General features: G+C 70.0%; 18 protein-coding genes. 13 read left to right on the top strand and 5 right to left on the bottom strand.

Annotated elements, in window-relative coordinates; all coding sequences use genetic code 11:
* Positions 1 to 117: 117 nt before the first annotated feature.
* The 3 genes from AAFO60_RS18600 to AAFO60_RS18590 all read right to left on the bottom strand — a co-directional run bounded on the left by AAFO60_RS18600 (position 118) and on the right by AAFO60_RS18590 (position 4,056).
* On the bottom strand, positions 118 to 756 hold the full coding sequence (locus AAFO60_RS18600) for a YoaK family protein (RefSeq protein ID WP_347957724.1): 639 nt from the start codon (positions 754 to 756) through the stop codon (positions 118 to 120).
* Between the two features lie 257 nt (positions 757 to 1,013).
* Positions 1,014 to 2,432, bottom strand: coding sequence for an MFS transporter (locus AAFO60_RS18595; protein ID WP_347957736.1), 1,419 nt, complete (start codon positions 2,430 to 2,432; stop codon positions 1,014 to 1,016).
* 217 nt (positions 2,433 to 2,649) lie between these two features.
* Positions 2,650 to 4,056 (bottom strand): amidase, encoded by a 1,407-nt coding sequence (locus AAFO60_RS18590; protein WP_347957723.1) that lies wholly within the window; start codon positions 4,054 to 4,056, stop codon positions 2,650 to 2,652.
* Positions 4,057 to 4,141: 85 nt separating this feature from the next.
* Here AAFO60_RS18590 and AAFO60_RS18585 point away from each other — a divergent pair, with 85 nt between their 5' ends.
* The 7 genes from AAFO60_RS18585 (at position 4,142) to AAFO60_RS18555 (ending at position 13,080) form a co-directional block, all read left to right on the top strand.
* On the top strand, positions 4,142 to 5,329 hold the full coding sequence (locus AAFO60_RS18585) for an acyl-CoA dehydrogenase family protein (RefSeq protein WP_347957722.1): 1,188 nt from the start codon (positions 4,142 to 4,144) through the stop codon (positions 5,327 to 5,329).
* Positions 5,330 to 5,374: 45 nt separating this feature from the next.
* On the top strand, positions 5,375 to 6,490 hold the full coding sequence (locus AAFO60_RS18580; protein WP_347957721.1) for an acyl-CoA dehydrogenase family protein: 1,116 nt from the start codon (positions 5,375 to 5,377) through the stop codon (positions 6,488 to 6,490).
* Between the two features lie 113 nt (positions 6,491 to 6,603).
* The gene (locus AAFO60_RS18575) at positions 6,604 to 7,065 is read left to right on the top strand and encodes an SRPBCC family protein (RefSeq protein WP_347957720.1); all 462 of its coding nucleotides are present in this window, start codon (positions 6,604 to 6,606) and stop codon (positions 7,063 to 7,065) included.
* Positions 7,066 to 7,251: 186 nt separating this feature from the next.
* Positions 7,252 to 7,968, top strand: a complete 717-nt coding sequence (locus AAFO60_RS18570) for a phosphatidylserine decarboxylase (protein WP_347957719.1) — start codon at positions 7,252 to 7,254, stop codon at positions 7,966 to 7,968.
* The gene (locus AAFO60_RS18565; protein WP_347957718.1) at positions 7,968 to 8,978 is read left to right on the top strand and encodes a CDP-alcohol phosphatidyltransferase family protein; all 1,011 of its coding nucleotides are present in this window, start codon (positions 7,968 to 7,970) and stop codon (positions 8,976 to 8,978) included. The genes AAFO60_RS18570 and AAFO60_RS18565 overlap by 1 nt, the downstream gene beginning before the upstream one ends.
* Positions 8,975 to 11,245, top strand: coding sequence for an AAA family ATPase (locus AAFO60_RS18560; RefSeq protein ID WP_347957717.1), 2,271 nt, complete (start codon positions 8,975 to 8,977; stop codon positions 11,243 to 11,245). Before AAFO60_RS18565 ends, AAFO60_RS18560 begins: the two co-directional genes overlap by 4 nt.
* Positions 11,246 to 11,481: 236 nt before the next feature.
* Entirely contained in the window at positions 11,482 to 13,080 is a 1,599-nt protein-coding gene (locus AAFO60_RS18555; protein WP_347957716.1) for an acyl-CoA synthetase, read from the top strand.
* Here AAFO60_RS18555 and AAFO60_RS18550 read toward each other — a convergent pair.
* A complete protein-coding gene (locus AAFO60_RS18550; protein WP_347957715.1) occupies positions 13,077 to 13,637 on the bottom strand; it encodes a hypothetical protein in 561 nt (186 codons plus the stop codon). The genes AAFO60_RS18555 and AAFO60_RS18550 overlap by 4 nt on opposite strands.
* Positions 13,638 to 13,773: 136 nt before the next feature.
* Positions 13,774 to 14,193 carry a hypothetical protein gene (locus AAFO60_RS18545; protein WP_347957714.1) on the bottom strand — a complete coding sequence of 140 codons (420 nt, stop codon included), beginning with the start codon at positions 14,191 to 14,193 and terminating at the stop codon, positions 13,774 to 13,776.
* A gap of 83 nt (positions 14,194 to 14,276) precedes the next feature.
* Between AAFO60_RS18545 and AAFO60_RS18540 the strand changes: the two genes are divergently transcribed.
* The 6 genes from AAFO60_RS18540 to mnhG are packed head-to-tail and all read left to right on the top strand — an operon-like array spanning position 14,277 to position 20,853.
* On the top strand, positions 14,277 to 17,171 hold the full coding sequence (locus AAFO60_RS18540; RefSeq protein ID WP_347957713.1) for a Na+/H+ antiporter subunit A: 2,895 nt from the start codon (positions 14,277 to 14,279) through the stop codon (positions 17,169 to 17,171).
* Positions 17,171 to 17,830: a Na(+)/H(+) antiporter subunit C gene (locus AAFO60_RS18535; RefSeq protein WP_347957712.1), complete on the top strand. Its 660-nt coding sequence runs from the start codon at positions 17,171 to 17,173 to the stop codon at positions 17,828 to 17,830. The genes AAFO60_RS18540 and AAFO60_RS18535 overlap by 1 nt, the downstream gene beginning before the upstream one ends.
* A 26-nt stretch (positions 17,831 to 17,856) precedes the next feature.
* Positions 17,857 to 19,476, top strand: a complete 1,620-nt coding sequence (locus AAFO60_RS18530) for a Na+/H+ antiporter subunit D (RefSeq protein ID WP_347957735.1) — start codon at positions 17,857 to 17,859, stop codon at positions 19,474 to 19,476.
* A complete protein-coding gene (locus tag AAFO60_RS18525) occupies positions 19,473 to 20,258 on the top strand; it encodes a Na+/H+ antiporter subunit E (protein WP_347957711.1) in 786 nt (261 codons plus the stop codon). The genes AAFO60_RS18530 and AAFO60_RS18525 overlap by 4 nt, the downstream gene beginning before the upstream one ends.
* Positions 20,255 to 20,518: a monovalent cation/H+ antiporter complex subunit F gene (locus AAFO60_RS18520; protein ID WP_347957710.1), complete on the top strand. Its 264-nt coding sequence runs from the start codon at positions 20,255 to 20,257 to the stop codon at positions 20,516 to 20,518. The genes AAFO60_RS18525 and AAFO60_RS18520 overlap by 4 nt, the downstream gene beginning before the upstream one ends.
* Positions 20,515 to 20,853: a monovalent cation/H(+) antiporter subunit G gene (mnhG, locus tag AAFO60_RS18515; protein WP_347957709.1), complete on the top strand. Its 339-nt coding sequence runs from the start codon at positions 20,515 to 20,517 to the stop codon at positions 20,851 to 20,853. The genes AAFO60_RS18520 and mnhG overlap by 4 nt, the downstream gene beginning before the upstream one ends.
* The last annotated feature ends 3 nt before the right edge of the window (positions 20,854 to 20,856 follow it).

The raw sequence follows: 20,856 nt of genomic DNA, 5'->3' as shown, positions 1-20,856 counted from the left end.
CCCGGTACCGGCCGGAGAAAGCACCGAGCGCGGCAACCCAGCCAGGGTTGCCGCGCTCGGTGCGTCTGCGCTCGGCTCGGCTGCGTTCGGTGCGTCTGCGCAGAAATGCCTGCGGGTTCAGCGAAACCGATGCGGCAGCAGGCAGGCGATCACGGCCAAGGCGACCGCGAACCACAGCGCCGCCGAGCCGAGACCGTGGTAGGCGACGCCCCCGATTGCGGCGCCGCACGTGAAGACCGCCCAGAAGCCGAGCGTCTTGATCCACGCCCACGGGTGATCGGAGCCGAGCCCGTCGACCAGTTGGTGTGCGGATTTGACCAGGGTGCCGGTGACATAGGTCAGGCCCACGTGCACATCGGTGCGTGCCGACAACGCCGAATTGATCAGGCCGGCCGCAATCGCGATGGTGATCATCCCGGCGGCCTCCGACATCCAGGTGGCGACGGCGGTGCCGACCGTCGTGACGACGGCGATCGAGATCATGAGCGACCGATGAGCAGTCCGGCCGAGGAATCTGCTCTGCAGCGCTCCGAGGACGTTGCCGAGGAAGAACAAGACGATCAGGAGCACGCTCAGACTCGCGGTACGCCAGTGGCCGACGGCGCCGGAGGCGCCGAAGATCGTCGAGTTGCCGGACATGAATGCGACGAAGCTGCCGTGCAGCACCACGAAGGCGATCGCGTCGACGAAGCCCGCCAGGCCGAGCAGCCAGGCGCCCAGCAACGTGTCGGATCCGTCCGACCTCGAAGAAGTCATTCCCGTCCCGTCCTCATCTCGTCGTCGACGCAGAAGCGCAGACAAGGCCCCGGCCGCGTCGGAGGATTCACGACGAAACCGGGGCCCTGCAGCGCTGTGATCAGTCGATCATCTTCCTCTCGGACCGACGGCCTCACCGAAGGTCGCAGCATCGATGAACCCGTGGCGAGGGCCGCCTCGCGCTGGGATGAGCACGCCGCTGTCGCAATTGCGGGTCATCGTGGCACGGAACATACCCGGAATCGACGGGACCGCGGTCAGACCGATGTCAACGCCCGCTCCCCGTCTGCCTCCGTACCGGCCACTACGGCACCGGCGTCGACCTGCACCTGCCGGATGCGCGAGGGCAGCGCCAGCGCGGCGAGCAGGCAGGCCACGGCCGCTCCGGCCGCGATGAGGAAGGCGACGCGGTAGCCGTCGCTGGTGTACAGGACCGCGCCGCCGGTCAGCTCGGGCGCCAGCGGCGCGATGTGCGAGTTGTTCATGACGGTGAACGCGATGACCGGCAGGATCGCCGGGAAGATGCTCTGCGAGACGCCGACGACGCTGGCGGTGGAGGCCTGCAGCTGCGGCGGCACCGCCTCGATCAGCAGGTTCGGGACCGCCGCGTATCCCAGGCCCATGCCGAGACCGACGAGTCCGCTGAAGACGATGATCAGCAGCTTGTCGGTGTGGGAGAAGGCCATGAACGCGCAACCGAGGCCCGCCGAGATCGCACCGGCGGCCATCAGCAGACGCGGGCGGACGTTCCGTCCGACAGCCAGGCCGACGATCAACCCGCCGAGCACGCAGAACACCCCGATCGGTGCCTGGAAGATCGCGGTGCCCTCGGCGTCGACGCCGAAGCCGTACCCGAGGCCGAGGACAGCCGGGGTCATCACGAGCATCGGGATCATCATGGTGAACAGGCCGCTGACGCCGTGCATGCACCCGGCCGCGGTGACGGTGAACGCCACCGACCGCTGCCGCAGAACGGCGATGTCGATGAGCGGCTCGGACAGCACGGAGGCGCTGACCAGCCAGCCGACGATCAGTGCGACGCCGCCGATCAGGCAGGCCAGGGTCGCCGCGGACGTCCAGCCCCAGTCGGGACCGAAGCTGACTCCGGCGAGCACGCCGGCGACACCGACACCCAGAAGGACTGCGCCGAGCAGGTCGAGCCGAGTGGCGGCCCGCACCGCCGACTCGGCGGTGGTGACGAAGATCAGCACGCCCAGGATCACCAGGGAAATCACGAAGAACCAGAAGATGGCCCGGAACCCGAACCCGTCGACGAGCCAGCCGGTGATGAACGGCGCGGGGATCGCGATCAGGCCCATGCCGCTGGTGGAGAGGCTGACCGCCAGAGCCACGGTCTTGGCCGGGAAGACGTCGCGGATCAGCGAATAGCTCAGGAACAGGCACGGCACCAGCAGTCCGGTGAGGGCGCGTCCCAGGATCAGGACGCCGTAGCTCGGCGCCAGCGCCGAGATCAGCGAGCCGACGGCCGCGATGGCGATGCAGATCAGCAGCAGACGTCGCTTGCCGTACAGGTCGGCGAGCTTGCCGACCAGCGGCGCGGCCACCGCGCCGATCAGCATGAAGGCGGTGAGCAGCCAGGCGCCCTGCGTCGTCTGGTAGTGCTTGGCGATCGACGGCAGCGCCGTCGCGATCATGATGTAGCTGATCGTCAGCATTTCCAGGAGCAGCACGATCGACACCAGCGAGATCGCCAGTCGCGGGGTCCACGAATCGTCAGCCGGTGGCGGCGCGAGCGGATCGGCGCCGAGGGAGGAGGAAGCCACAGCCAGGCCCTTTCGGATGGGGTGACCCCCGGCACACGCCGAGGGTGATGCACGTGACATCACACACGGCGCGACTTTCGCTCGACGACCGCTTCCCGACAGGCGGGAATCAGTCCTGGATGCGAGCGAAGGGTGCGGCGGCTTCGAGTTCGTAGGCGAGTTCGAGCAGGGTTCGTTCGTCGCCGAGGCTCGCCGAGAAGTGAATGCCCAGCGGCAGCCCCGCGCTGCTGCGGCCCAGCGGCACGCTGATGGCCGGGCTGCCGCCGGTGTTGTTCGCGGGAGTGAAGGCGACGTAGTCGATCAGGCGCGCGAAGATCTCGTCGAAGTCGCCGCCCGGATCGAGGAAGCCGATCTCCGGGACGGCGTGGCCGAGCGTCGGCGACAGGACGACGTCGTAGTGATCGAAGACGGCCTCGAATCTCGCGGTCGCTCGTCTGAGTCCGATGATCGAGGCGGGCAGCCGGTAGAAGTGCCGGACGAAGGACGACGACAGTCCCCTGGTGAACGGGTCCAGCGCCGACCGGTCGAAGCCCTTGCCGATGGTGTGCTTGCCCAGGTGGTCGATCCCCCAGGCGAGCAGCGCCCAGTAGTCGGTGAACTGCTGGATGTAGGCGCGGTCGACCGGCATCGGGATGGTCGTCACCCGGTGTCCGAGCGATTCGAGCAGGTCGACGGCGGCGGTGAGTTCCCGGTCGGTGTCGGCGTCGAGGAGGCGGCCCGACAGCGGCGTGTTGAGCAGGGCCACGCGCAGCCGCCGGGTGCCGGGGCCCTCGACGAGCCCGATCGGCGGCAGGTCGACGGAGCGTTGCCGCTCCAGGTCGGCGTAATAGTAGGCGGTGTCGCGCACGGTTCGGGTGACGACACCGTTGCTGACCAGATCGATCGGCAGGCCGCGCATCTGCGCGGCACGGGCGACCCGGCCGCGGCTGGGTTTGAGGCCGACGAGCCCGCAGGACGCCGCCGGGATGCGGATGGAGCCGCCGCCGTCGTTGGCGTGCGCGATCGGCACCGCCCCGGCCGCGACCAGCGCGGCGGACCCGCCCGACGACGCCCCGCACGAGTAGGCGGTGTTCCACGGGTTCCGGGTGGGTTCGCGGTCGACGAACTCGGTGGTCGCCGTCAGCCCGAAGGCGGGCAGCGTCGACGCGCCGAGCACGTTGAGACCGGTGCCGACGAACTCGCCGGTCACCGGCTCGTCGACCCGGGCCGGCGCGACGTCCGCCAACGCCGCCGACCCGTTCCGGGTCGGGATGCCGGCGAAGAGCACGTTGTTCTTGACGACCGAGGGCACTCCGGCGAACACGCCGCCGAAATCGGCTTCCCGTGCGCGCCGAAGCGCCCGGTCACGGTCGTCGTAGGCGATGGCGGCGAGCGCCGGTTCGACCGCATCGATGCGGGCCAGCGCAGCCTCGGCGGCCTCGAGCGGCGAGCACTCGCCTGCCGTGATCGATCGCCCGATCCCGAGCGCGTCCATCTCCCCCAGGCAGTCGTCGCCGAATGCATGAACGTGTTCCATTTCGCCCACCGTAGTCGATCTCCCAGGTCGGACATATGTCGTAGTCTCTGCACGGCGCATTCGAGCAGCGGGTAAGACTACTGGCATGCAGTTGCGATTCACTCCGGAAGAAGAAGCCTTCCGTCAAGAGCTACGTACGTACTTCACCACCGAGATCCCCGCCGAGATCCGGGAGCGCGCCCGGGCCGGCGCGTTGAACTACCCGGACGACGTCATCACCACGACGCGCGCCCTGAACAAGGGCGGCTACGCGGTCCCGCACTGGCCGGTGGAGTGGGGCGGTCAGGACTGGACGCCGATCCAGCACCACATCTGGCGCGAGGAGATGGCCCTCAACTTCGTCCCCGACCTGCTGCCCTTCAACGCCGGGATGGTGGGCCCGGTGATCGCGCAGTTCGGCTCGCAGGAGCAGAAGGAGAAGTTCCTCCCGGCCACCGCGAACCTCGACATCTGGTGGTGCCAGGGCTTCTCCGAACCGGAGGCCGGCTCCGACCTCGCCTCGCTGAAGACCCGCGCGGTGCGCGACGGCGACCACTACGTCATCAACGGCCAGAAGACGTGGACGACGCTCGGGCAGTTCGCCGACTGGATCTTCTGCCTGGCCCGCACCGATCCGGACGCGAAGAAGCAGGCGGGAATCAGCTTCTTCCTGTTCCCGATGGACACCCCCGGCGTCGAGATCCGCCCCATCCAGCTCATCGACGGCAGCTACGAGGTCAACGAGGTCTTCTTCTCCGACGTCCGCGTGCCCGCCGAGAACCTCGTCGGCGAGGAGAACATCGGCTGGACCATCGCCAAGTTCCTGCTCGGCAACGAGCGCTCGGGCATCGCCCGGGTCGGCTGGACCAAGACCAAGCTGGCGCGCGCCAAGGAGGTCGCCGCGCAGACCAGGACCGCGACCGGCACGCTGCTCGACGATCCCCTGCTGGCCGCACGCCTGGCCGAGCTGGAGAACGCGCTGCTGGCGCTGGAGGTGACCCAGCTGCGCGTGGTGGCGGGTTCGGCCGACGGCAAGCCGAACCCGGCGTCGTCGTTGCTGAAGCTGCGCGGTTCGCAGTTGCAGCAGGAGGTCACCGAGCTGCTCGCCGACATCGCGGGTCCCGATTCGTTGCCGGTCTCGTCGCTCGACGCCGACGGCGTCGCGGAGATCCTGAGCCCGGAGTGGGCGCAGCGCACCGTGCCCGCGTACCTCAACTACCGCAAGGTCACCATCTACGGCGGCTCGTCGGAAGTGCAGCGCCAGATCATCGACAAGGCCGTCCTCGGCCTGTAGCGCGGCCTCTCCCAGCGACCAGACTCTCCTGCCAGAAGGAACGACATGGAATTCGAACTCTCCGAAGAACAGGTCATGCTGCGCGACACCGTGCGCGAAGTGCTGACCAAGAAGTACGACATCGAGACGCTGCGCGCAGTGGCCGACACCGAGCGCGGCTGGAGCGCAGACGTGTGGGGCGCCCTCGCCGAGATCGGCATCCTGGGCCTGGTCTTCGACGAGGCCGACGGCGGCACCGGCGCAGGGCCGGAGGAACTGGCCCCGGTGATGGGCGAGTTCGGCGCGGCGATCGCCCCCGAACCCTTCCTCGACGCCGTCGTGGTGCCGGGGCTGCTGGTCGCCAAGACCGCCGACGCCGCGGTTCGCGCCGACATCATCGGCGGCCTGTCGGCCGGCGAGCGGCTGCTGGCGTTCGCGCACCATGAGGAGGGCGATCGCTGGCCGTCGTACGCGGTCGCCACCCGCTTCGCCGACGGAAAGGTGACCGGCACCAAGTCGCTGGTCGCGGCGGGCGACTGCGCGGACACGCTCGTCGTCTCGGCCCGCGACGACGCCGGCGAGGTCGGCCTCTACCTGGTCGACGCCGCCGCCGACGGGGTCGCCCGCACCGGCTACCGGACCCACGATCGTCGTCGGGGCGCGCAGGTCGTCTTCGACGGCGCCGCCGCCACCCGCCTCGGGACCGGCGACGCATCCGCGGTCATCGCCGAGGTGGAGGTCCTCACGCACACCGCGCTGGTCGCCGAATCCGTCGGCGCCATGCGCGCCTGCCTGACGATGACCACCGACTACCTGAAGACGCGCAAGCAGTTCGGCGTCCCGCTGTCGACCTTCCAGGCGCTGACGCACCGGGCCGCCGACATGTACGTCTCGCTGGAATTGGCCGACAGCCTGAACGTGTACGCCACCGCGGCGCTCGCCGAGGGACGGGTGGAGCCGATCATCGCCTCCCGCGCCCGGCTGCAGGCCGCTCGGTCGGCGCGACACGTCGGGCAGGAATCGATCCAGATGCACGGCGGCATCGGCATGACCGCGGAGTATCCGATCGCCCACTTCGTCAGCCGGCTCACCGCCATCGGCCACACGCTCGGCGACGCCGACAGTCACCTGCAGCGGTTGTCGGCGTCGGTCGGCGACTGGGACATGGTGACGGTCGGATAGGTCACCGGCCCGCACCCACCGACACCCGCCGAACATGTGACTTCGCGTCACATGCACTAAGGTGACCGACAATGCGCCGTACCGACTCGGCGCGATGTGAACGGAGACGAACCATGGCCGCATCCCTCATCGAAGACTCCATCGAGATCGACGCCAGCCCGGAGAAGGTCTGGTCGGTGATCAGCGACCTGCGCCGCATGGGCGAGTGGAGCCCGCAGTGCAAGAAGATGTTCGTCTTCGGCGGCGACGTGAAGCTGGGCACCCAGACGCTCAACATCAACCGTCGCGGCGCGATGGTGTGGCCGACGCGTTCCAAGGTCGTCTCCTTCGAGCCCAACCGGGAACTGGCCTTCCGGATCGCCGAGAACCGCACCGTGTGGACGTTCACGATCGCCCCGACCGAGTCGGGCGTGCGGCTGACCGAGAGCCGCACCGCCGTCGGCGGACAGACCACCAAGGTCTCCTCGACGCTGGTCGACAAGTTCATGGGTGGTGAAAAGCCCTTCGAGGCCGAGTTGGCCGAGGGCATCCGCGAGACGCTGGGCAAGATCAAGCGCGCCGCGCAGGCCGCCTGAGCCCGGGCGATACCCGCCTCGATTTCATCAGCTGTGCAGGTTCTGTCCACCACGTGGGCAAAACCTGCACAGCTGATGTGCGTCGCACTCCGATGCGACCACCGCCGGCCAGACGATTAAGCTGGCACCATCTCCGCTGCGCTCGAGACCTCGCCGCAGCGACATCGATTGAGGAGCGCAGAACCGGTGGCTCGACGTCCCGCACGCCCCGACGACCGTGAGGGCCTCGCCCACGTCGTCGACCTGATCCGTGAAACGGTCCCGCCGCTGCACCCCGCCGGGCTCCCCTTCGTCGCCGGACCGGCCGCGGTCGCGCTCCTGGGCCGCAAGCACCCGTGGGTTGCGCGTCCGGCGATGGCGCTGGCCGGCGCATCCGCCCTGTTCTTCCGCCACCCCAGCCGCGTGCCGCCCACCGGCGCGGGGCTGGTCGTCGCCCCGGCCGACGGCACCATCGCGCTGGTCGACGAGGCCGTCCCGCTGCCCGAACTGGGCCTCGGCGATCAGCCGGTGCCGCGCGTGTGCACCTTCCTGTCCGTCTTCGACGTCCACGTGCAGCGGGTGCCGATCGCCGGTCGCGTGGTGTCGGTGCAGCACACGCCCGGCAAGTTCCTGTCGGCCGACCTGCCCGCCGCCAGCAGCGAGAACGAGCGCACCGCCATGACCATCGCCACCGGGATCGGCGGCGACGGCCCCAAGGTCGGCGTCGTGCAGATCGCCGGACTGCTGGCCCGGCGCATCGTGTGCGACCCCGTCGCCGGCGACGACCTGACGCTCGGCGAGACGTACGGGCTCATCCGCTTCGGCTCCCGCGTCGACATGTACCTGCCCGCGGGCAGCGACGTGAAGGTCACGCTCGGTCAGCGCGCGGTCGGCGCCGAGACGGTCCTCGCGGAACTGCCCTGATGCCACGGATCCGGCCCCACCGCACCCACCCGCACCGACCGCGGCGTCGCCTGCGGCGGCCCACGTCGATGCCGGTGGCCGGTCGCGAACCGAGCGCGGCCCGCGGACGCGCGGTCCGGTCCGCGCGCGCCGGCCGGATGATCATCCCGTCGACGCTCACGATCCTCGCGATCTGCGCCGGTCTGACCGCCATCCGCTCCTCCGATTCCGGACACGTCGACCTGGCGATGGGACTGCTGGTGCTGGCCGCGGTCTTCGACGGGCTCGACGGGCGGGTGGCGCGCCTGATGGATGCCTCCACCAAGATCGGCGCCGAGATCGACTCGCTGGCCGACGCCATCAACTTCGGCGTCGCGCCCGCGCTGATCGTCTACAACGTCGTCCTGCGCGACCACCAGAGTTCGGCGGCACAGGACTTCGGCTGGGTGCTGGCGCTGCTGTACTGCACGGCCATCGTGCTGCGGCTGGCACGATTCAACACCCTGCTCGACGACGTCGACGCGCCCAAGTACACGAAGGACTACTTCGTCGGCGTCCCGGCGCCCGCAGCCGCGGTGATGGCCCTGCTGCCGATCGGTCTGCAGCAGCATTTCGGCGACGGCTGGTGGGTGTCGGTGCCCGCGGTCGGCGCGTGGCTGCTCTTCGTCGGACTGCTAGCGGTCAGCCGGATCCCCACGTTGTCGTTCAAGTCGGCCAAGATCCGGCCGAGCGCCCTGGCCGGGCTGCTGTTCATCGTGGCGGCGGCCGCGGCGCTGCTGTTCACCTTCCCGTACCTGCTGATGATCATCGCGGTGGCCGCCTACCTGATCCACATCCCGTTCGCCTGGCAGACCCAGCGGTGGGCCGCCTCGCACCCGGAGCACTGGGACGCGCCGGCGCGCGACCGCCGGCTGCAACGCCGTGACGAACGCCGCCAGGCCGTCGCCGACGGTTCGCGTCGGCGCGTGATCCCGACCCGGTCGACGGCACGGCTCGGCCTGCGTCGCCCCCAGTCGCCGCCCGAGGAATGATCTCACCGGTGTCCGCCTCACTGACCTTGACCGCCCGCGTCGCCACCGCGGCCGCCGATTCGCGTCGCGGCATCGTCCGGGTGCATCCGGAGGTCCTGACCGCGTTGTCGCTTCGGGAGTGGGACGCGGTCTCGCTCACCGGGGCGCGCATGTCGGCGGCGGTCGTCGCGGCCGCCCCGGCCGGCTCGCCGACCGGGCTGATCCTGCTCGACGACCTCACCTTCTCCAACCTTGGCATTCGGGAGGACGCGCCGGTGAGCGTCGCGCCGGTGACCGTGCACGGCGCCACCCGGGTGAGAGTCCGCGGCTCCCGGCTGGCAAGCGGTGCGGTCACCGAGGCGACGCTGCGACGAGCCCTGCTCGGCAAGGTCGTCAGCGTCGGCGACAGCGTCTCCCTCCTGCCGCGCGATCTCGGTCCCGAGCTGTCGGCCTCGGCGGCCACGCGGTCGCTCGCGCTGTCGGTGGGGATCACCTGGACCAACGAGCTGCTGACCGTGACCGCCGTCGATCCCGCGGGCCCGGTGAGCGTGCAGACCAACACCGCCGTCCTGTGGGAGGACGACGACGCCGCCGCGGCGACGCGGGGCGTGACGCGCCGGACGCCGGACAGCGCCGACCCGACTGCCGCGGCCGACTCCGCCTCGCTCCGATCCGCCCCGCTCGAACCCACTGCCGGCGCATCCACCGCGATCGCATCCACCGCACCGACACCCGTGCGGCCGCGATCGGAGCTCGTCGGCGTCGACGCGCAGGTGGCTCGACTGACCGAATGGTTGTCGGTGACGCTCGACAATCCCGACGTCCTGCGCTCGCTCGGCGCGCAGCCGCGACTGGGAGTCCTGGTCTCGGGTCCGACCGGCGTCGGCAAGGCGACCGTGGTGCGCTCGGTCTGCGCCGATCGCCCCGCAGCCGAGATCGACGGCCCGTCGACCGGGTCGCTGGCCGCCGACCCGCGCCGCGCGGCCGTCCGCGCCGCATTGTCGGGCCTGCGCCGACCCGGCGTGCTGCTGGTGACCGACATCGACAAGCTGCTGCCCGCCGACCCCGAGCCGGTGTCGGCGCTGATCCTGCACGACCTGCGGTCCGCGATCGCCGACGGCGACGTCGCCCTGATCGCCACCACGTCCGATCCCGGCGGCCTCGACGCGCGCCTGCGCGAGCCCGACCTGTGCGACCGCGAGCTCACCATCGGGCTCCCCGACCAGGCGCAGCGCGCCCGACTGCTGGGCGCCATCCTGTCCGAGGTCCCCGCCGACGGCCGACTCGATCTGACAACCGTCGCCGAGCGCACGCCCGGTTTCGTCGCCGCCGACCTCGCCGCGCTCACGCGCGACGCCGCACTCCGGGCCGCCGCCCGTGCCACCCGCGACGACGCGAAGGCCGCCCTGCGCACCGAGGATCTGGTGGCCGCGCTCGACGTCATCCGCCCGGCGTCGCGCCTGGAGTCCCCCGACATCGCGCTCGGTTCCATCACTCTCGACGACGTCGGCGACATGGTCGAGACCCGGCAGGCGCTCACCGAAGCGGTGCTGTGGCCTCTGCAGCATCCGGACACGTTCACCAGGCTGGGGATCGATCCGCCGCGCGGGGTGCTGCTGTACGGGCCGCCCGGCTGCGGCAAGACCTTCGTGGTGCGGGCCCTGGCCGCGTCGGGCCGACTGTCGGTGCACAGCGTGAAGGGCCCCGAACTACTCGACAAGTGGGTCGGCTCGTCCGAGCGCGCGGTCCGCGATCTGTTCGCCCGTGCCCGCGAGAGCGCGCCGTCGATGATCTTCCTCGACGAGGTGGACGCCCTGGCCCCGCGGCGCGGCGGTTCCACCGACTCCGGGGTCGCCGACCGCGTGGTCGCCGCGCTGCTCACCGAACTCGACGGCGCCGAACCGCTGAACGACGTCGTCGTCCTGGGCGCCACCAACCGCCCCGACCTCATCGACCCGGCACTGCTGCGCCCGGGCCGGCTCGAGCGCCTGGTGTTCGTTCCGCCGCCCGACGCCGCGGCCCGCGCCGACATCCTGCGCGCCTCGTCGCGCAACGTGCCGCTCGACGGCGTCGACCTGGCTGACCTCGCCGCCGACCTGGACGGCTACTCGGCTGCCGACTGCGCCGCCCTGCTGCGCGAGGCCGCCCTCGCCGCCATGCGCCGCGACATCGACGCCGCCACGGTCACCGCCGCCGACGTCGAGACCGCGCGCGGGTCGGTCCGACCGTCCCTCGATCCGGTCCAGGTGGCCGAGTTGGAGGCGTACGCGAAGAAGCGGGCGGAGTAGGGCGTACTCGCGTCGGGATGGGCAGATGACGGCGAGCAGATCCCGACAGGTCCTGATCGACGCGGGGATTCTGACACCGGCTCGACGTCCGCACCCGATCACCGAGACTCGTCCGCGCGTGCTCTGCGACGACCGCCCCACCCTGTCCGAGATTCTCGCGCGGATGCGGGAATCACAGTGCTATGAATTACTTGGACTGCCAAGTAATTCATCCTCCTGATTGCGAAGGACTCCCTGTGACCACTGGATTCAGCGAACAGACCAGTGCGGCCGTGGCCGCCGCTCGCTCGTACACCATCGGCGACCTGCTCCGCCGCACCGCGCTGCGATCCCCCGGCAAGACCGCGATCATCAACGGCGACACCTCGCTGACCTTCGCCGAGTTCGACGACGCGGTGAACCGCTGCGCCAACGCGCTGACCGCGCACGGTCTGGGCAAGGGCGACCGACTGGCGCTGGTGAGCCACAACTGCTGGCAGTTCGCGGTCCTGAACTTCGCGACCGCCCGACTCGGCGCCATCCTGGTGCCGATCAACTTCGGGCTCGGCGCCGAGGAGATCGCATTCATCCTCGACCACTCCGGCGCGAGCGTCGTCGTCGCCGAGGACGCGCTCGCCGGCACCGTCGGGGCCGCGCTCGACGCGTCGTCGCGCGGGGACGTGCCGCGCGCGACGATCGGCCTGTCGGGCGAGGGCACGACCGCCGGCTGGGAGGACCTCGCGGACTGGATCGCACATCCCGACGCCTCGGCCCCGCAGGTGGCCGTCGGCGACGACGATCCGTTGCGCATGATGTTCACCTCCGGCACCGAGTCGCGCCCCAAAGGTGTACTGCTGTCGTCGAAATCGCTGGTCTCGCAGTATGTCTCGTGCATCGTCGACGGCGGCATGACCGCCGACGACATCGAAGTCCACTCGCTGCCGCTGTATCACTGCGCCCAGCTCGATTGCTTCCTGTCGGTGGACGTCTATCTGGGCGCCACCAGCATCATCCTGCCCAGTCCGGAGCCGGCGGGCCTGCTGGCCGCCATCGAGGAGCACAGCGCCACCAAGCTGTTCTGCCCGCCGACGGTGTGGATCTCCCTGCTGCGCCACCCGGACTTCGAGACCCGCGACCTCTCGTCGCTGCGCAAGGGCTACTACGGCGCCTCGGCGATGCCGGTGGAGGTGCTGCGCGAGATGAGCAGGCGACTGCCGCAGGTGCAGCTGTGGAACTTCTACGGGCAGACCGAGATGTCGCCGCTGGCCACGATCCTGCAACCGCACGAGCAGATCGAGCGCGCCGGATCGGCGGGCCGCGCGTCGCTGAACTGCGAGACGATCGTCGTCGACGACGAGGACAACCCGGTCTCGACCGGTGAGGTGGGCGAGATCGTGCACCGCAGCCCGCACGCCTGCCTCGGCTACTACAACGACGAGGAGAAGACCGCCGCCGCGTTCTCGGGCGGCTGGTTCCACTCCGGCGACCTCGGCGTCATCGACGCCGACGGCTACCTGTCGGTGGTCGACCGCAAGAAGGACATGATCAAGACCGGCGGCGAGAACGTGGCCTCCCGTGAAGTGGAGGAGGCCATCTACCTGCTCGACGGTGTCGCCGAAGTCGCCGTCTTCGGCGTCCCGCACCCCAAGTGGATCGAGGCCGTGACCGCCGTCGTGGTCCCGAAGGAGGGCGTGGCCCTGACCCGCGAGCAGATCGACGCGCACGTCGAAAGCGTGCTCGCCGGCTACAAGCGACCCAAGTACGTCATCTTCGCCGACGCCCTCCCGAAGAACCCGTCGGGCAAGATCCTCAAGAAGAATCTGCGGGTCGAGCACGGCGACGTCGCCTCGGCCTAACCGGAGGACGTGCCCGGCACCTGCGTCTGCGGAGCCTGATTCTGGGGCACCTGATTCTGGGGCACCTGATTCTGGGGATTCTGCGGCACCTGGTTCTGCGGCACCTGACCGGGGCCGTTCTGCGAGCCGGGCGGCATCATCTGCCAGTGCCGGCCGGGACCGAAGTCGCCGCCCGGCCACTGCTGCATGCGCTGGCGCATGTGTTCACCGCGCTCACCGCGCTCGTAGCGGCCGTGATGGCCGCCGGTCTGGTCAGCGACGACGTATCCGGCGCCGAAGCCGAGGCCCAGGCAGACCACGGCGCCGACACCCGATCCGACGACCAGCCACTTGCGGGTCACCCGGACAGCCGGCTTCGGCGGGGCGGGCGGCGCGACGGGCACTGCCGGAGCCGCAGCGGCCTGCGGGGCGATCGGTTCCGTGCGGGCCGCCGCCGGATCCGGCACGACCGGCCCGGTCGGGGCGTCGGCGGGCTCGGGGTCGGCGGCGCGACGCGGCTCGGGGCCGTCGGCGGGCTCGTCGGAGGGTCCGTCGGCGGGGTCGTGGGGAGTGGTCATGATCGATCCTCTGTCCGGTGGCGACGCAGACGTCGCCGTCGGATCTCCAGAGAACCCCCGGTCGCTGTGAAACCGCTGGGAGTTCGGTGCCGATCAGCTGCGGTCTCCAGATCGGCCGCTGCCCGCGGCCGCGGGGTCATCCCGCCCGGCTGACCTGATAGATCACCGTCGACGAACCGGCCGACGCATTGGCCGACAGCCCGACGTTGACCCACAGCTGTTTGCCGTCGATGTCCTTGCTCAGCAGCACCGACTTCGACTGGGGCTCGTCGACGCGCGACGACTCGTCGAAGCCCGCGTCCGTCAGCTTGGTGACCGCGGTGGTGAAGACGTTGCCGTCCGACGCCCGTCCCTGCACCGTCACCTGCCATTTCGACGACTGCCCGGAGGCGGCGAGGATCGCGCCGTCGACCAGCGGCACCTCCGACGACGGGAAGTCGGCGGGCAGCGCGACACCGGGCCGCGACGGCGCCTCGTCCTTCCCACACGCGACGAGCGCGGTGCCCGCACACAGCAGAATCAGTGCCGCCACCAGCAGCCTGCGAAAAGACGTCATGGGCAAAACGGTAAGGTAGACCGCAGCGTCTCGTCGCCACGACACCCCGCGCCACCCGTTATCGACACAGTCGGAGTGCCATTTTGATCCTGGTATTGATCGCCCTGTTCGCCAGTGCGCTCATTTCGCCACCGATCATCAAGACTCTCGGAGCCCGCGGGTTCTACGTGCTGGCCCTGGCGCCCGCGGCCGGTCTGGCCTGGGTCATCGCCCACTGGCCCGCCCCCGGCGACCCGCCGCGCACGGAGACCATCAGCTGGATCCCCAGCCTGAGCATGGACATCAACCTGCGGTTCGACACGCTCGCCGCCGTGATGTCGGTGCTGATCCTGGGGGTCGGAGCGCTGGTCCTGGTCTACTGCGCCAACTACTTCGACGAGATGCGTCGTCGCGTCGCCGTCTTCGGCGGCGAACTGGTCGCCTTCGCTGGCGCCATGTTCGGCCTCGTCGTCAGCGACAACACGCTGGTCATGTACGTGTTCTGGGAAGCGACCACGGTCTTGTCGTTCATGCTGGTCGGCTTCTACGGGGTGCGCGCGACGTCCCGACGCGCCGCGACCCAGGCGCTGCTGGTCACCACCTTCGGCGGCCTGGCGATGCTGGTCGGCCTCATCATGCTCGGCCAGCACACCGGAAGCTACCTGCTGTCCGACCTGATCGCCGATCCCCCGGCCGCAGGCGTCCTGGTCGACGTCGCCGTGGTCCTGATCCTGGTCGGCGCACTGTCGAAGTCGGCGATCGTGCCCTTCCACTTCTGGCTCCCCGGCGCGATGGCCGCCCCCACCCCGGTGAGCGCCTATCTGCACGCCGCGGCGATGGTGAAGGCGGGCGTCTACCTGGTCGCCCGGCTGGCGCCGGCGTTCGCGCCGATGCTCAGCTGGCAGATCCTGGTGATCGGCCTCGGTGTGACGACGATGATCCTGGGCGGCTGGCGGTCGCTGCGCGAACTCGACCTCAAGCTCATCCTGGCCTTCGGCACCGTCTCCCAACTCGGCTTCATCACCGTGCTGGTCGGCATCGGCGACGCGAACGTCGCGATGGCCGGGCTGGCGATGGTGGTCGCGCACGCCATGTTCAAGGCGTGCCTGTTCATGGTGGTCGGCATCATCGATCACTCCACCGGCACCCGCGACATCCGCAAGCTCGCCCGTCTCGGCCACCGGCTGCCCGTCCTCGCGGCGATCTCCGCCGTCGCCGGCGCCAGCATGGCCGGACTTCCGTTCACGTTCGGCTTCGTCGGCAAGGAGACCGCATTCGGCAGCGTCTGGGACACCGGCGCGCTGACGCCGACGCTGCGGCACCTGGTCGACGTGGTGCTGCTGCTCGGCTCGGTGATCACCTTCGCCTACACGACGCGCTTCCTCTGGGGCGCCTTCGGCCGCAAGGTCCGCAACCTGCCGACCCGCGCGGTGGCCCGGCTGGAGCCGCCGACGGCGATGTTCCAGGCGCCCCCGGCGGTCCTGGCCGTCGCCGGCGTGATCGCCGCCTTCGCCTCCGGGTGGATCGGCGGGCTGTTCGAGCCGTACGCCCGGTCGCTGCCCGCCTACGGCGAGGACCTCGAGCACCTGGCGCAATGGCACGGCTTCGGGCTGCCGGTGGTGTTCTCGATCATCGTGGTCGTCGGCGGCGCCGCGCTGTTCCTGATCCTGCGGGCGATCCGCGCGCACGTCTTCGTCCACCCGCCGCGCCTGAACGCCGACCGGATCTACGACGGCACCCTGCGCGGCGCCGACGCCCTGTCCCTGTGGGTCACCCGCAACACCCAGCGCGGCTCGCTGCCGATCACCCAGGGCGTCATCCTGTCCACCGCGGTGCTGCTGCCGGTGACGGTGCTGTTCCTGGGGCAGCGACAGACCCTGCGGCTGCGTGGTTTCGACACCGTCGAAGAGATCGTCGTCGGATTCGCGATGGTCGCCGCCGCCGTCGCGACCGTCATCCTGCGGAATCGACTGGCCGGGGTGCTGACCCTGGGCGTCACCGGGTACGGCAGCGGCGCGCTGTTCGCCATGTACGGCGCCCCCGACCTCGCGCTGACCCAGATCCTGGTGGAGAGCCTCACCCTGGTGGTGTTCGTGCTGGTGCTGCGCAAACTGCCGCCGGAGGCCGCACCCAGCCAGCGCACCCGCCACCGCCCGATCCGGATCGTCATCGCGATCGCCTTCGGCGCGATGCTGGTGCTGGTCGGCCTGTTCGCCGCCGCCGCACGCTCCACCGAGCCGCTCCACGTGTACCTCGGCGACGCCGCCTACGAGTTCGGTCACGGCGCCAACGCCGTCAACGTGCTGCTCGTCGACATCCGCGCCTGGGACACCCTCGGCGAGGTGTCGGTCCTGATCGTCGCCGCCACCGGCGTGGCGTCGATGGTCTTCCGGAGCCGCCGCTTCGGGATCGTCCCCCGCGTCACCGAGTCGGCGCTCGCCGAGCGCCGAGGCGGCGACGATCCGTCCGCCGGTCGCACCACCTGGCTGCGCGGCAGTGAGATGCGCGACCCGTCGCAGCGCTCGCTCATCCTGGAGGCGACGACGCGACTGGTCTTCCCGACCCTGGTCGTGCTGTCGGCGTACTTCTTCTTCGCCGGGCACAACGCCCCCGGCGGCGGCTTCGCCGGCGGCCTGGTGATGGGTCTGGCGCTGGTCCTGCGCTATCTCGCCGGCGGCCGCTATGAGCTCGGCGAAGCCGTCCGAGTGGAGGCGGGCACGCTGCTGGGCGGCGGCCTGGCGATCTCGGCGACCACCGCGACCGTCTCCCTGTTCCTCGGCGCACCCGCGCTGTCGTCGGCCGTCTTCGATCTGCACCTGCCGATCTTCGGCGAGTTCCACCTGGTGACCGCACTGTTCTTCGACCTCGGCATCTACCTGATCGTCGTCGGCCTGACGCTGGACATCCTCCGCAGCCTCGGCGCCCGGCTCGACGTGCCGGTCACCGACGTCTCCGACGATGATCGCGCGCCCGCCACCGACCCGATGGAGGTGAAGTGATGGCGGTCAACCTCGGTCTGCTGATCGTCATCGGCGCGATGGCCGCCGCGGGCGTCTACCTGCTCACCGACCGCAGCCTGATCCGCATGCTGTTCGGCCTGCTCCTGGTCGGCAACGCGCTGAACCTGATGATCGTCGTGCTGGCCGGCCCGCCTGGGCATCCGCCGATCCGCGGTCGCGAATCCAATGGTCAGAGCTTCGACGCCGACCCGCTGGCCCAGGGCATGGTGCTGACGGCCATCGTCATCACCGTCGGCATCGCCGCCTTCATCCTGGCCCTGACCTTCCGGTTGTTCCAGATCAACCAGGCGGCCGAGGACGAGGAGATGCCGCCGGGCGCCGAGATCGCCACCGACGACGAGCTCGGCGACGACGAGGAGGACGTCAAGATCCTGTTCGGCACCCCGGACTCGCAGCCGGACCGCGACCGCAGCGACGACCCCCGGACCGGCGCGGACACGGTGGTCGGCGACCTGTTCGACAAGCGCGGCAACCCGCTGACCGCCGACGAGTTCATCGCCGCCCACGTCAACGTCCACGAACCCGACCTGATGCCCGAGGACGCCGACGTCCTGGAGCATCTGCCCGACGACGGCGACGAGATGCCGCACGACGACGACGCCTCCGACGACGACGATGAGAGCGAGGTGATCCGATGACCTCGCACGTGTCCGCCGCGCCGAGTCTGGCACCTACGGCCTCCTGGATTCCGGTCCTGATCGTCCTGCCGACCCTGGTGCCGATGCTGGCGGCCGCGGTGACGCTGCTGGCCGGGCGCAGCCCCAAGATCCAGCGCGCGGTGACCGTCACCGCGATCACGATCGCCATGGTCGCCTCGTGCCTAATGCTGTACCTGACCGCCGGGCACGGCACGTTCGCCGTCGACATCGGCGGCTGGAACGACCGCGGGTTCGCCGGCACCGTCCTCGGCATCACCCTCGTCGTCGACCGGCTGGCCGCGCTGATGCTGGTGATCTCGCTGACCGTGCTCCTGTGCGTCGTCGTGTACGCGATCGGGCAGGGCATCCGCGACGGCACCACCGAGCAGCCGGTGTCGATCTTCCTGCCGACCTATCTGATCCTGACCGCCGGCGTCTGCAATTCATTCCTCGCCGGCGACCTGTTCAACCTGTACGTCTCGTTCGAGGTCCTCCTCGCGGCGAGCTTCGTGCTGCTGACGCTGGGGGCCAGCGCCGACCGGGTCCGCGCGGGCGCGTCGTACATCATGGTGTCGATGGTGTCGTCGCTGATCTTCCTGGCGGGCATCGCCTTCGCCTATGCGACCACCGGAACCCTCAACCTGGCCGAGATGGCGGTGCGACTGGACGACGTCCCCGACGGCACCCGCAACGCCCTGTACGCGGTGCTGCTGGTGGCCTTCGGGATCAAGGCCGCGGTCTTCCCGCTGTCGACGTGGCTGCCCGACTCCTACCCCACCGCGCCCGCGCCGGTGACCGCCGTCTTCGCCGGTCTGCTCACCAAGGTCGGCGTGTACGCGCTGATCCGCACCCACACGCTGCTGTTCCCGGGCGGCTCCATGGACGACGTGCTGATGATCGCCGGTCTGCTGACGATGCTCGTCGGCATCTTCGGCGCCATCGCCCAGTCGGACATCAAACGTCTGCTGTCGTTCACTCTCGTCAGCCACATCGGCTACATGGTCTTCGGCATCGCCGTCGGCTCCCAGCTGTCGACGTCGGCGGCCATCTACTACGTCGCGCACCACATCCTCGTCCAGACCACGCTGTTCCTGGTCGTCGGGCTCATCGAACGTCAGGCCGGTTCGGCGTCGTTGCGCCGACTCGGCGGTCTGGCGGCCAGCCCGCTGCTGGCCGCACTGTTCCTGATCCCCGCCTTCAACCTGGGTGGGATCCCCCCGTTCTCCGGGTTCATCGGGAAGGTCGCGCTGTTGGAGGCGGGCGCCGAGGACGGCTCGGTCCTGGCCTGGCTGCTGGTCGCCGGCTCGGTCGTCACCAGCCTGTTGACCCTGTACGTGATGGCCCGCATCTGGACCAAGGCGTTCTGGCGTGCCCGCGCCGACGCCCCCGAAGGCGATCGCGCCTCGAGCACCGCATCCGCGCTCATCGAGGAGGGCACCGACGTGCTCCTCGAAGAACGCGAAGACGTGGGGCGCATGCCCGCGACGATGGTGGTGCCGACGATGGCGATGGTCGCGGCCGGGCTGGCGCTGACCGTCTGGGGCGGGCCGATCTTCGGCTTCACCGACGACGCCGCCGACGCCGTCATCGACCGCGGCCAGTACATCTCGACGGTCCTGCACGAACCCGCGGAGGCACCCCGATGAGCAAGACCCCGTACCCGGACCGTCCGCACGCCAAACCGGTCGGCAAGCGTCCGGTGGCCGCCTTCTTCGGCAACCTGTGGCGGGTGACGCTGGTCAATCTCGCCTGGCCGGCCGTGCGCGCCTACGTGTGGTTGAGCGAGCACATGCGGGCGCCGTCGTGGGCGGGCAACTCCCTGCGCGAGTTCGGCCTGCGCCTGTGGGGATTCGCGTGGCTGACCTTCGTGTGGGTGCTCCTGTGGGGCGAGATCACCTGGGGGAACATCGTCGCCGGGGCCGTCATCGCCCTGCTCGTCATGGTGCTGCTGCCGCTGCCTCGGGTCGCGGTGGAGGGCCGCTTCCACCCGCTGTCGGCGCTCAAGCTCGTCGTCACGATGATCTACAACTTCTTCATCTCCAGCGCGCAGGTCGCGTGGGCGTCGATCAAGCCCGGCGAGCCGCCGCTGGGTGCGGTGGTCCGGGTGCACATGGCGATCAAGTCCGACCTCACGCTGACCCTGGCGGTCGACTACATCAACCTCGTGCCCGGCACGATGGTCGTCGAGATCGACCAGCCCGCCCGCATGCTCTACATCCATGTCTTCGACGTCCGCAAGCAGAGCCACATCGACGAGTTCATGAAGCAGATGGCGTATGTGGAACGCCAGTTCATCAAGGCCTTCGAACGTGACGACGAGTGGCGCCCCAGCCCGCTTCACGGCATCGACGACGACTTCCACCACGTGCCGTACGCCGACCGTCGGCGCGTCGCCGAACAGGACCGAGCCCGGAAGGAGAAGCCGTGACCGTCGTCTGGATCATCAGCGCCGCCATGCTGCTGACGGCCGTGTTGCTGACCACGTACCGCACCCTGCGCGGGCCGAGCACCCTGGACCGACTCGTGGGGGTCGACGCGCTCGTCGCCATCACCACCTGCGGACTGGCCGTGTGGGTCGCGTACACCACCGACACCACGGTGGTGCCGGGGATCGTCGCGCTGAGCCTGGTCGGCTTCATCGGCTCGGTGGCCGTGGCCCGCTTCCGAGTCAGGGACGATCAACTGTGATCGTCGACGTCGTCGCCGCCGTGCTGATCCTCGTCGGCTCGCTGCTGGCCCTCACCGCCGCCATCGGCATCGCCCGGTTCCCCGACACGCTCAGCCGCATGCACGCGGCCACCAAACCGCAGACCTTCGGCATGATCCTGGTGCTGATCGGCGCCTTCATCAAACTCGAAGGACACCCGGACGGCGGCATGCTCGTCCTCACCGGACTGTTCACCCTGATCACCGCGCCGGTGGTCGCTCAGCGGGTGGGACGCCTGGTGTACCGCGAACAGTCGCTCGGCGAAGACGTCGTCGACGAAGACGAGTTCACCTGCCCCACGACGAGAGAACGCTGACGC

This window comes from Gordonia aichiensis (genome assembly GCF_039946255.1).
GTDB classification, from domain to species: Bacteria; Actinomycetota; Actinomycetes; order Mycobacteriales; family Mycobacteriaceae; genus Gordonia; species Gordonia aichiensis_A.
This window is presented reverse-complemented; position numbering and strand designations above follow the sequence as displayed.

Excerpts from the sequence above, each read along its gene's own strand:
- AAFO60_RS18600 (WP_347957724.1), bottom strand. The coding sequence starts at position 756 with ATGACTTCTTCGAGGTCGGACGGATCCGACACGTTGCTGGGCGCCTGG.
- AAFO60_RS18595 (WP_347957736.1), bottom strand. The coding sequence starts at position 2,432 with ATGCTGACGATCAGCTACATCATGATCGCGACGGCGCTGCCGTCGATC.
- AAFO60_RS18590 (WP_347957723.1), bottom strand. The coding sequence starts at position 4,056 with ATGGAACACGTTCATGCATTCGGCGACGACTGCCTGGGGGAGATGGAC.
- AAFO60_RS18585 (WP_347957722.1), top strand. The coding sequence starts at position 4,142 with ATGCAGTTGCGATTCACTCCGGAAGAAGAAGCCTTCCGTCAAGAGCTA.
- AAFO60_RS18580 (WP_347957721.1), top strand. The coding sequence starts at position 5,375 with ATGGAATTCGAACTCTCCGAAGAACAGGTCATGCTGCGCGACACCGTG.
- AAFO60_RS18575 (WP_347957720.1), top strand. The coding sequence starts at position 6,604 with ATGGCCGCATCCCTCATCGAAGACTCCATCGAGATCGACGCCAGCCCG.
- AAFO60_RS18565 (WP_347957718.1), top strand. The coding sequence starts at position 7,968 with ATGCCACGGATCCGGCCCCACCGCACCCACCCGCACCGACCGCGGCGT.
- AAFO60_RS18560 (WP_347957717.1), top strand. The coding sequence starts at position 8,975 with ATGATCTCACCGGTGTCCGCCTCACTGACCTTGACCGCCCGCGTCGCC.
- AAFO60_RS18550 (WP_347957715.1), bottom strand. The coding sequence starts at position 13,637 with ATGACCACTCCCCACGACCCCGCCGACGGACCCTCCGACGAGCCCGCC.
- AAFO60_RS18545 (WP_347957714.1), bottom strand. The coding sequence starts at position 14,193 with ATGACGTCTTTTCGCAGGCTGCTGGTGGCGGCACTGATTCTGCTGTGT.
- AAFO60_RS18535 (WP_347957712.1), top strand. The coding sequence starts at position 17,171 with ATGGCGGTCAACCTCGGTCTGCTGATCGTCATCGGCGCGATGGCCGCC.
- AAFO60_RS18525 (WP_347957711.1), top strand. The coding sequence starts at position 19,473 with ATGAGCAAGACCCCGTACCCGGACCGTCCGCACGCCAAACCGGTCGGC.